This window comes from Neisseria sp. HMSC068C04 (genome assembly GCF_001810105.1).
Lineage (GTDB): Bacteria > Pseudomonadota > Gammaproteobacteria > Burkholderiales > Neisseriaceae > Neisseria > Neisseria flavescens_B.
Genome location: NZ_KV799941.1, coordinates 14,383 through 23,514 on the forward strand (window position 1 = coordinate 14,383; position 9,132 = coordinate 23,514).

The 9,132-nt window shown below is 45.9% G+C and carries 9 protein-coding genes; 6 read left to right on the plus strand and 3 right to left on the minus strand.

The genetic code is table 11. The features are described 5' to 3' along the window. Positions 1-78 precede the first annotated feature (78 nt). Complete coding sequence (gene dld / locus HMPREF2700_RS05610) at positions 79-1,770, plus strand: D-lactate dehydrogenase (protein WP_070590886.1); 1,692 nt, start codon at positions 79-81, stop codon at positions 1,768-1,770. A 61-nt stretch (positions 1,771-1,831) separates the two neighbouring features. On the opposite strand, the gene HMPREF2700_RS05615 is transcribed toward dld, so the two are convergent. From HMPREF2700_RS05615 to HMPREF2700_RS05625, 3 genes are all read right to left on the minus strand, one after another. Beyond that, positions 1,832-3,196 carry a sodium-dependent transporter gene (locus HMPREF2700_RS05615; protein WP_070590888.1) on the minus strand — a complete coding sequence of 455 codons (1,365 nt, stop codon included), beginning with the start codon at positions 3,194-3,196 and terminating at the stop codon, positions 1,832-1,834. 776 nt (positions 3,197-3,972) lie between these two features. Then, complete coding sequence (locus tag HMPREF2700_RS05620) at positions 3,973-4,656, minus strand: 16S rRNA pseudouridine(516) synthase (RefSeq protein ID WP_070590890.1); 684 nt, start codon at positions 4,654-4,656, stop codon at positions 3,973-3,975. 143 nt (positions 4,657-4,799) lie between these two features. Beyond that, positions 4,800-5,276 carry an NGO0322 family iron-responsive protein gene (locus tag HMPREF2700_RS05625; RefSeq protein ID WP_070590892.1) on the minus strand — a complete coding sequence of 159 codons (477 nt, stop codon included), beginning with the start codon at positions 5,274-5,276 and terminating at the stop codon, positions 4,800-4,802. 341 nt (positions 5,277-5,617) lie between these two features. On the opposite strand from HMPREF2700_RS05625, the gene dnaQ reads away from it, so the two are divergent. From dnaQ to HMPREF2700_RS05650, 5 genes are all read left to right on the plus strand, one after another. Next, positions 5,618-6,355 carry a DNA polymerase III subunit epsilon gene (dnaQ, locus tag HMPREF2700_RS05630; RefSeq protein ID WP_070590893.1) on the plus strand — a complete coding sequence of 246 codons (738 nt, stop codon included), beginning with the start codon at positions 5,618-5,620 and terminating at the stop codon, positions 6,353-6,355. Next, on the plus strand, positions 6,352-7,038 hold the full coding sequence (gene ispD, locus HMPREF2700_RS05635) for a 2-C-methyl-D-erythritol 4-phosphate cytidylyltransferase (RefSeq protein WP_070590894.1): 687 nt from the start codon (positions 6,352-6,354) through the stop codon (positions 7,036-7,038). The genes dnaQ and ispD overlap by 4 nt, the downstream gene beginning before the upstream one ends. 33 nt (positions 7,039-7,071) lie before the next feature. Beyond that, entirely contained in the window at positions 7,072-7,551 is a 480-nt protein-coding gene (gene ispF / locus HMPREF2700_RS05640) for a 2-C-methyl-D-erythritol 2,4-cyclodiphosphate synthase (protein WP_070590896.1), read from the plus strand. Between the two features lie 43 nt (positions 7,552-7,594). Then, positions 7,595-8,266, plus strand: coding sequence for a ribose-5-phosphate isomerase RpiA (rpiA, locus tag HMPREF2700_RS05645; RefSeq protein WP_003679072.1), 672 nt, complete (start codon positions 7,595-7,597; stop codon positions 8,264-8,266). A 73-nt stretch (positions 8,267-8,339) separates the two neighbouring features. After that, positions 8,340-9,086 (plus strand): thermonuclease family protein, encoded by a 747-nt coding sequence (locus tag HMPREF2700_RS05650; protein WP_070590898.1) that lies wholly within the window; start codon positions 8,340-8,342, stop codon positions 9,084-9,086. Positions 9,087-9,132: the final 46 nt, after the last annotated feature.

Consider the following 9,132-nt stretch of genomic DNA (forward strand, 5'->3'; position numbering starts at 1 on the left):
TTCGCCTTTACTTTGATTGAACGGGTTACTACAATGTTTGCAATTTAATAAATATATTCATCTCTCAAGGAGTATGCAATGAATGCTACGCAATTAATCAGCCGGTTGACACAAACCGTCGGCGAAAAATACATCATCACAGACCCGGCAAAAACCGAACAATACCGTCAAGGCTATCGTTTTGGCGAAGGCAAGGCGTTGGCAGTTGTCCGTCCGGGTACGGTGTTGGAAATGTGGCAAATCTTGCAGGCGTGTGTTGAGGCTGATGTTATCGTGATTACGCAGGCCGCCAATACCGGCCTGACCGGCGGCTCGACTCCTGACGGTAATGATTACGACCGCGATATCGTGATTGTGAATACCATGCGTCTGAACATCATTCAGCCGATTAATAATAACGAACAGGTTGTCTGCCTGCCCGGTTCTACCCTGAATCAATTGGAGCTGCTGCTGAAACCTTTAGGCCGTGAGCCGCACTCCGTGATCGGTTCGTCCTGTATCGGCGCATCTGTATTGGGTGGCGTATGTAATAACTCCGGCGGTGCATTGGTACAGCGTGGCCCTGCTTATACGGAAATGGCGCTGTTTGCACAAATCAACGAAGAGGGCAAGCTGGAGCTGGTCAACCATTTGGGCATTGATTTGGGTGAAACCCCTGAAGAAATTTTGACCAACTTGCAAGGTTTCCATTATCAGCGAAAAGACATTACGCAAGATGCCGGCAAGGGGCATGACCATGCTTATTGCGATCATGTCCGCCAAGTGAATGAACCGACTGCCGCCCGTTTTAATGCCGACCCTGCACGCCATTACGAGGCTTCAGGATGTGCGGGCAAGCTGATGGTGTTTGCCGTACGCTTGGATACTTTCCCACAAGAAAAACAGACTGCCGTGTTCTATATCGGCACCAATGATATTAATGAGCTGACCGATATTCGTCGTGCTGCTTTGAGTGAGTTTAAAAATCTGCCTATTTCCGGTGAGTATATCCATCGTCATGCTTTTGATATTGCTGCCGTTTATGGTAAAGATACTTTTTATATCATTAAGACGTTCGGTACCCACCAACTTCCGAAACTGTTTGATCTGAAAGCCCGTGTGGATAGATTCAGCAAAAAGATAAGTTTCTTACCAAAACACTTCTCTGATAAATTCATGCAACTGATCAGTAAAATTTTGCCCGATCACTTGCCGAAGTCTATGCGCAACTATCGGGATAAATATGAACATCACCTGATTTTAAAAATGGGTGGCGAGGGCGTAGAAGAAGCGCGTGCTTTCTTGAAGGAATATTTTGCAACCCATGGCGGCGCATTCTTCGAATGTAATGCCGAAGAAACGCAGGCGGCCATGCTGCATCGCTTTGCTGTGGCTTCTGCCGCGATCCGTTACCGTTCTGTACATGATGATGAAGTAGAGGATTTGGTTGCACTCGATATCGCCTTGCGCCGTGATGATCGTGATTGGTTTGAAACACTGCCGCCTGAAATTGACAATAAAATCATCCATAAATTGTATTACGGACATTTTATGTGTCATGTGTTCCATCAGGACTACATCATTAAAAAAGGCAACGACTGTATGGCTTTGGAACATGAAATGCTCCATCTGCTTGACCAACGCGGTGCGCAATATCCTGCCGAGCATAATGTCGGTCATCTGTATGAAGCCAAGCCCGAGCTGAAACAGTTCTATAAAAGACTTGACCCGACCAACAGCTTCAATCCAGGTATCGGTAAAACCAGTAAGAAGAAAAACTGGGCTGAATAAAGCATAGTGAAAAACAAAGGCCGTCTGAACTTTTCAGACGGCCTTTTTATATGTTTGCTTATCAGAACAGGTTGCTGATGAAAATCAGCAGAATCACCAACGGTACGAGGTATTTCACATAGGCAAACCAAATATTGATGGTGGTATGGTTGCCTTTGTAGAGCAATTCGTCCTTCGCTTCATCTTTCATTACGAAACCGACAAACAAGGCAGAACCAAGCGCGGTCAGCATAAACAGGATGTTGCCGCTGATATAGTCAAAGGCATCAAAAATGTTTTTACCAAACACGGAAATATCTTTCCATGGGCCGTAGCTCAAGATGGATGGAATGTTGCCGAAGATAAAAATACCTGCCAGTACGATGGTAATCGCGGCTGTGCGGCGGATTTTGGTTTTCTCCTGAATGGTCGTAATCAACACTTCATAAATGGTCAGAGAAGTGGTCAGCGCGGCAATCAGAAGCAGTGAGAAGAAAATTACTGCAAACACTGGGCCCGCCCACATATTGGAGAACACGATCGGCAGGCTTTGGAACACCAGCGTCGGGCCGGAGTTAGGGGCAACGCCAAAACTGAAGAGGGAAGGGAAAATCATGAAGCCCGCCAACACGGCAATCAAAGTGTTGGTAATCGCGGTAATCACGGCCGTCTGAACCAGATCTTCATTTTTATCCAGATAGCTGGATAACGTAATCATTACGCCGAAACCCAAGCTCAAGGCGAAGAATACTTGTCCTAAAACGAAGACGAACAGTTCGGCTGTAATTTTGCTGAAGTCAGGTTTCAGATAGAAGGTAATGCCTTCCATTGCGCCCGGCAGGGTAACGTTGCGCACAACCATGGCAATCAGGAATAAAAACAGCAGCGGCATCAGGTATTTTGCCGCTTTTTCAATACCGCCGATCACGCCTTTGACCAAGATCCATTGGTTCACAACCACAAATAGGAAGGTGTAGAAAGCAATTTCCCAAGGGCTGTTTTCGATGTGTTCGGTAAAGAAGCTTTTGGTGACTTCTCCGGAAACTGGGCTGGAAATATCCAAATTACCGCCGATGATATTGATGATGTAGCTGATGACCCAGCCGCCGAGCACCATGTAATAGGCCATGATGCCGAATGCGCCGAGCAAGCCCATCCAACCGACCAATTTCCAAACTTTGGCTACGGGTTTGCCATTCATTGTGCCGCCAAACGCATCCAGCGCGTTCACGCCTTTACGGCGACCGATGACATTTTCCACCAAAATCATTGGAATACCGATGACCAGCATGGCGATACAGAACAGAAACACATACGCGCCGCCGCCGTTTTCACCAACCAAATACGGGAAACGCCATGTTGCGCCAAAGCCGACAGTCGCGCCGGCAACGGTAAGGATGTAAGTCAAACGGTTGGACCAGGTCTGACGGGGTTGATTGGAAGACATAAATACTCAGATGCATAAAAATAAAGACAACATTTTACCGCAAAGATTTAACGAATCTTGACTAAAGTCTGAAAAGAAAATTAGTTAAAAAAACCATGCAATGAAGAATTTTTAGTGGGTTTCTCTGGTTTGCTTGGTATTGAAACCTGCAAACAGAGAATTCGTCTGAACGATATGAATGATTGAAAGAGCCGTAACGATAAAGGCCGTTTGAAAAGTGGGATATGGGAAAGGGTTGTTGTGAGGAGATTGAATAGCACTAAGGTTTGCTTTCAAGTATGTCGGCAACAAAGATGGTATTTATCTAAAGGCTGTCTAAATAACATCTTGTAAGGCCAACTTTGGCAGCCGATAGATTTTCTTTCTATAAAATGATTTGTCTGAAATTGGAACGGCACAGTTGATGCGGAAGAGACGAGAAAGAGAAAAGGAGTAATGGCAATTTAATGAGTGGAGATGGGGTTTAGGAATGATGGCTTCTTTAGATAAGAGGGCCGTCTGAAAGTACGCCCGCTTGGTTGCCAAATTTTAGATAAAAAAAACCATCTATACTAAGGGGAAAGTATAGATGGCCAAACACATTACGGGGAAAACGTCTTACTCACTTACTCACTTCTTTCGAAGCAAGTGTTACTCAGACAGGCGAATTATACAATAGTTCAGTCTTAACAGTGTTAAATTCTGTTAAATAAAAATAGTAAGGTTTAGATGTTTGATTTTAAATAAATAAAAAATCCATATTGTTTAAAAAAATATCGAAAAAATTTGGAATTTTTTTAGATCCGGATAAATTTCCATTCTCCGGCAGCCAAATCATCGACATTCCAGTTGCCGAATTTCTCACGGTGAAGCTGCTCGACACGGTTGCCTGCGGCTGCAACCATGCGTTTGACCTGATGGTATTTACCCTCGGTAATGGTCATCATCAATGTGGTTGGGTCGGCCAATACTGCTTCGGCTGCCGCGACGGTTTCATTATCGTCATGCAGGAGGACGCCGTTTTTGAGTGTGGTGCAAAGGGTATCGTCGGCAGGATGTTTCAAAGTGACGCGGTAGAGCTTCGGAACTTTGTGTTTGGGCGAGGTAACGCGGTGGTTAAATTGCCCGTCGTTGGTAATCAGAATAATACCGGTTGTGTCTGCATCCAAGCGGCCGACTGCCTGCATATCGATATTGCGCATGTGGTCGGGAAAAAGGCTGAAGATGCTTGGATATTGCTGAGGTTTGTGCGAAGTTTCGTAATCTGCAGGCTTATGAAGCAGAATGTAGAAACAGGGCATGGGGACGGCGGCAATTTCTTCGCCGTCAACAGACAGGGTGTGCACTTGAGACGGGTCGATATCGTCTTTGGCACGATTATGGATTTCGCCGTTGATGGCAATGCAGTCATTGTCTATCAGCCATTGGCATTGCTTGCGGCTGCCGAGGCCTTGCGATTGGATGTATTTGAGCAGTTGCATGGTTGAAAAGTAGGAAAGGTTCAGACGGCCTTTATTGTACTGGAAAACCGATGTTTAGGCCGTCTGAAAAGTAGAGGCAAAAAAAATCGCCCCTTTAAAATTTTAAGGGGCGCAAAAGGAACACAAACCACTACCAAAAACTGTTACAGGGCAAATTCTCCTATTTGATGTGTTGCCGGATAAAGTGCTTTCATCAAGTCATGTGGTGAAAGCAAGAAATCTTTGCTGTTTGTCGTCAGACGGCCTTGCTGAGGCGTCAGCTCAAGCAATCGGGCGTTTGCCGACTGGATAAACTTGTTTTTCGTGCGCTGCATTTTTCTTTGCAGGGCGGAAACAACGCGGTTGTACAGACTGTCTTTTTGCTTGACTTCGCGTGTGTCGGCCACCCAGCTTAAGCGCGTATTGCCGTCTTCATCTTCAATCAGCAGGATGCCGGTTTCTGATTGGGGCGACTTGCCCATGCAAGGAAGCCAAACATAATATCGGCCATCTAAAGTAATGAATACTGCGTCATGTACTTCGCATTCGTCGCAACACTTGGTGGCGATCAAAGAGCGGATGGCTTGTTGGTGTAGTCTCAGAATATCAAGGGAGACTTGCTTAAAAATACTTTCGGGCATTTTCTTCTCCTTTCATTCTGTTGTGCGGTTGTTTTGTCTCGATGGGTTGTATTATACGGCGATTTTTTAAATTTGCAAATGATAATTGTTCCTATTATTTAATTTATAAGTAAGGTATTAATTATTAAGGAAATTAAATTTAAAAAATTTTCTAGAAATTGGGTTTTATACTCAAAAATGTTGTAATAGATGGCCATTAAATGAGAAAAGAATAAAGGCCGTCTGAAAAAATTCAGCTATAAAAGGGTATTTCAAAAGCAGCTAAAGTTTTGCTGACTATACATTTCAGACGGCCTTCAGTATGATTCAAGGCGTTTTGATAATTGCAGAAACCACCAACCATGAGCCAACGTCAGATTATCCTCGATACGGAGACCACGGGTCTTTATCCTGAAAACGGCGACCGTCTGGTCGAATTTGCCGGCTTGGAAATGATCAACCGCCAAATGACCGACTCCAACCTTCATTTATATGTCCACCCCGAGCGCGATATGCCGGAGGAGGCGGCGAAGGTGCATGGTTTGACGATTGAAGTATTGGAAGCGAAGAATGCGCCGCCGTTTGCCCAAGTGGGTAAACAGATTGCCGACTTTATACGTGGCGCAGAGCTGATTATCCATAATGCCAAGTTTGACGTCGGCTTTCTGAATATGGAATTCCGCCGCATGGGTTTGCCTTCTGTTGAGGAGCTTGGTTGCAAAGTGACTGACACACTGGCCATGGCGCGTGAAATGTTTCCGGGGCAAAAGGCAAGCTTGGATGCGTTGTGTAACCGCTTTTCCGTTGACCGCAGCAAACGGGTCTTGCATGGCGCGTTAATCGACTGCGAGCTTTTGGGTGAAGTCTATCTTGCCATGACGCGTCAGCAGTTCGACCTGATGGGCAGCGAGGCGGAAGAAGAGGGCGAAGTCAAACAAACCGTTATTGCCGAAACCAAACGTACATCGCAGTTGAAAGTCATCAAAGCCAATGCGGACGAGCTGGCCGCACATGAAAAATATTTGGACGATTTAGGCGAAGCGTGTGTATGGCGAAAGGCCGAAACTTCTGATGAGGCCAATGCCGGAGCGTCAGCATGAGGCGACGCAATATTGCTTTGATTCCTGCTGCCGGTGTCGGTGCGCGATTTGGTGCAGGAAAACCCAAACAATATGTTGAAATAAATGGTAAAACCGTATTGCAACATACCATAGAAATCTTTGAGCAACACTCCCGTATAGATTTAATTGCCGTTATTCTTTCGACAGAAGATTCAGTTTTTCAGACGGCCCTGTCTGAGAAAGTACGCGTCTTTCGAGTAGGCGGCGCAAGTCGTGCCGAAACGGTACGCAATGGTGTGTCCGTTTTATTGGAGCAAGGATTGGCTGAGGCGAAAGACAATATTTTGGTTCATGATGCAGCCCGTTGTTGCTTGCCTGCTGAAGCGTTAACGCGTTTGCTTGATGAGGCGGGTGAGAATGATGAAGGCGGTATTTTGGCCATACCGGTAGCCGATACGCTCAAGCGCTCAGACGGCAGTCATCATATTGATGCAACTGTTGCGCGCGCAGGGTTATGGCAGGCGCAAACGCCGCAGCTTTTTCAGACGGCCTTGTTACACCGTGCTTTATCGGTTGATGATTTAAGTGAGATTACGGATGAAGCATCAGCGGTTGAAAAACTGGGTATCCGGCCGCGCTTGGTACAGGGCGATACGCGCAATTTGAAGTTGACGCTGCCGCAAGACGAATACATTGTCAGATTGTTGCTCAAGGCCGTCTGAACAATCAAAACCCATTATTTAAGGAAAACAAACATGAATATCCGTGTCGGACAGGGCTACGATGTCCATCAGTTGGTTGAGGGGCGAGATTTGATACTCGGCGGTATCAACATTCCGTTTGAAAAAGGCTTGCTGGGTCATTCTGATGCCGATGCGCTGTTGCATGCAATTACTGATGCCCTGTTGGGTGCGGCCGGTTTGGGCGATATCGGCAGTCATTTTCCTGATACTGCCGCCGAATTCAAAGATGCCGACAGCCGTGTGCTGTTGCGCAAGGCTTATCAAAGCGTGCAGGAGTTGGGTTGGAAGGTGGTTAATGTCGATACGACCGTGATTGCGCAAAAGCCAAAACTTGCGCCACATATTCCGTCAATGCGCGCCAATATTGCTGCAGATTTGGGTTTGCCTGAAAACTGCGTGAACATCAAGGGTAAAACCAACGAAAAACTTGGCTATCTGGGACGTATGGAAGCCATTGAAGCGCAAGCGGCAGTATTGCTGATTAAAGCCTAAGAGCTTAAAATTACCTTATTATTCAAACTGAAAGACTGACAACATGGCAACTCAAGACGAACTCAAACGTATTGCCGCCGAAAAAGCGGTGGAATTTGTTCCTGAAAACGAATACATCGGTATCGGTACCGGCTCTACCATCAACTTCTTTATCGAGGCTTTGGGTAAAAGCGGTAAGAAAATCAAGGGTGCCGTGTCTACTTCTAAAAAATCCAGCGAGCTTTTGGCGAAATACGAGATTCCGGAAGTTTCACTGAATGAAGTGATGGGTTTGGCGGTTTATGTTGACGGCGCAGACGAAGTCAACCACGCGCTGCAAATGATTAAAGGCGGCGGCGGTGCGCATTTGAACGAAAAAATCGTGGCCAGCGCATCCGATAAATTTGTCTGTATCGCTGATGAAAGCAAATATGTTTCCCGTTTGGGTAAATTCCCATTGCCGGTAGAAGTCGTTGAAAATGCCCGTTCGCTGGTGTCGCGCAAACTGCTTGCCATGGGTGGACAGCCTGAGTTGCGTGTCGGCTATACTACTTTCTATGGCAATCAAATCGTTGATGTTCACGGCCTCAATATCGACCAAGCCCTGAAAATGGAAGACGAAATCAATAAAATCACCGGCGTACTTGAAAACGGTATTTTTGCCCGCGATGCCGCCGATGTGTTGGTTTTGGGTACGGCAGAAGGTGCAAAAGTCATCCTGCCTTGTCAGGATTAATGAAGATTAATCAATCTTAAAGGCCGTCTGAAAGTGTATTAGGTCTTTCAGACGGCCTTTAGTTTGGCAAAATATGCAAATCAGTAAAATTATAAAATGGTTGTCCGTTGTTTTATCTGTTTTGGGTGCGCTTGGTTACAGCTCACGCGATACCGAGTTGATTCGTACAGGGGTAAGCGTTGCTGCAACATTGGCACAAGGCGACAATATCGGTTTGGAAAAGGTCAATGAATGGCTGGGTGAAAATGTCGTCAAAGCCACATCTGACACCAATGACACTAAAGCTGAAGCTAAACCCAAACTGGAACAAAAACAAAAGTCATCGCGACAATCCTACACATACAACGGAAAAATCATCAAAATCCATGATGGCGATACCATGCATATCATCGATAGCGACGGCCGGAAACACAAAATCCGCATGGCCTATATCGATGCGCCGGAAATCAATCAGGCTTATGGTACGCAATCACGAGACAATTTGATTGATGCCGCATTGCATAAAAAAGCCAAAGTCCGCGTGTTTGAAGCCGACCGCTACCAGCGCGAAGTTGCCCAAGTATCAGTCGGCACGATTGACTTGAATTTAATGCAGATACGGGATGGTGCTGCATGGCATTATGAAAGTTATGCCAAAAAACAACAAAGTAAAACCGCTTACACCGACTATTCGGCCGCACAAAAACAAGCCAAGGAAAATCATAAAGGCTTGTGGAAAAAAGACAATCCGCAAGCGCCTTGGCAATTTCGCCGTCAAAACCATGAGCAGCAGAACGGCAATAAAAAGCAGTCTGATAAACAATGGTTTGGAATTTGGTAGGTTTTAAGAAAGAGGCCGGCGGATTCGCATTTGAAGTGCAACTTTC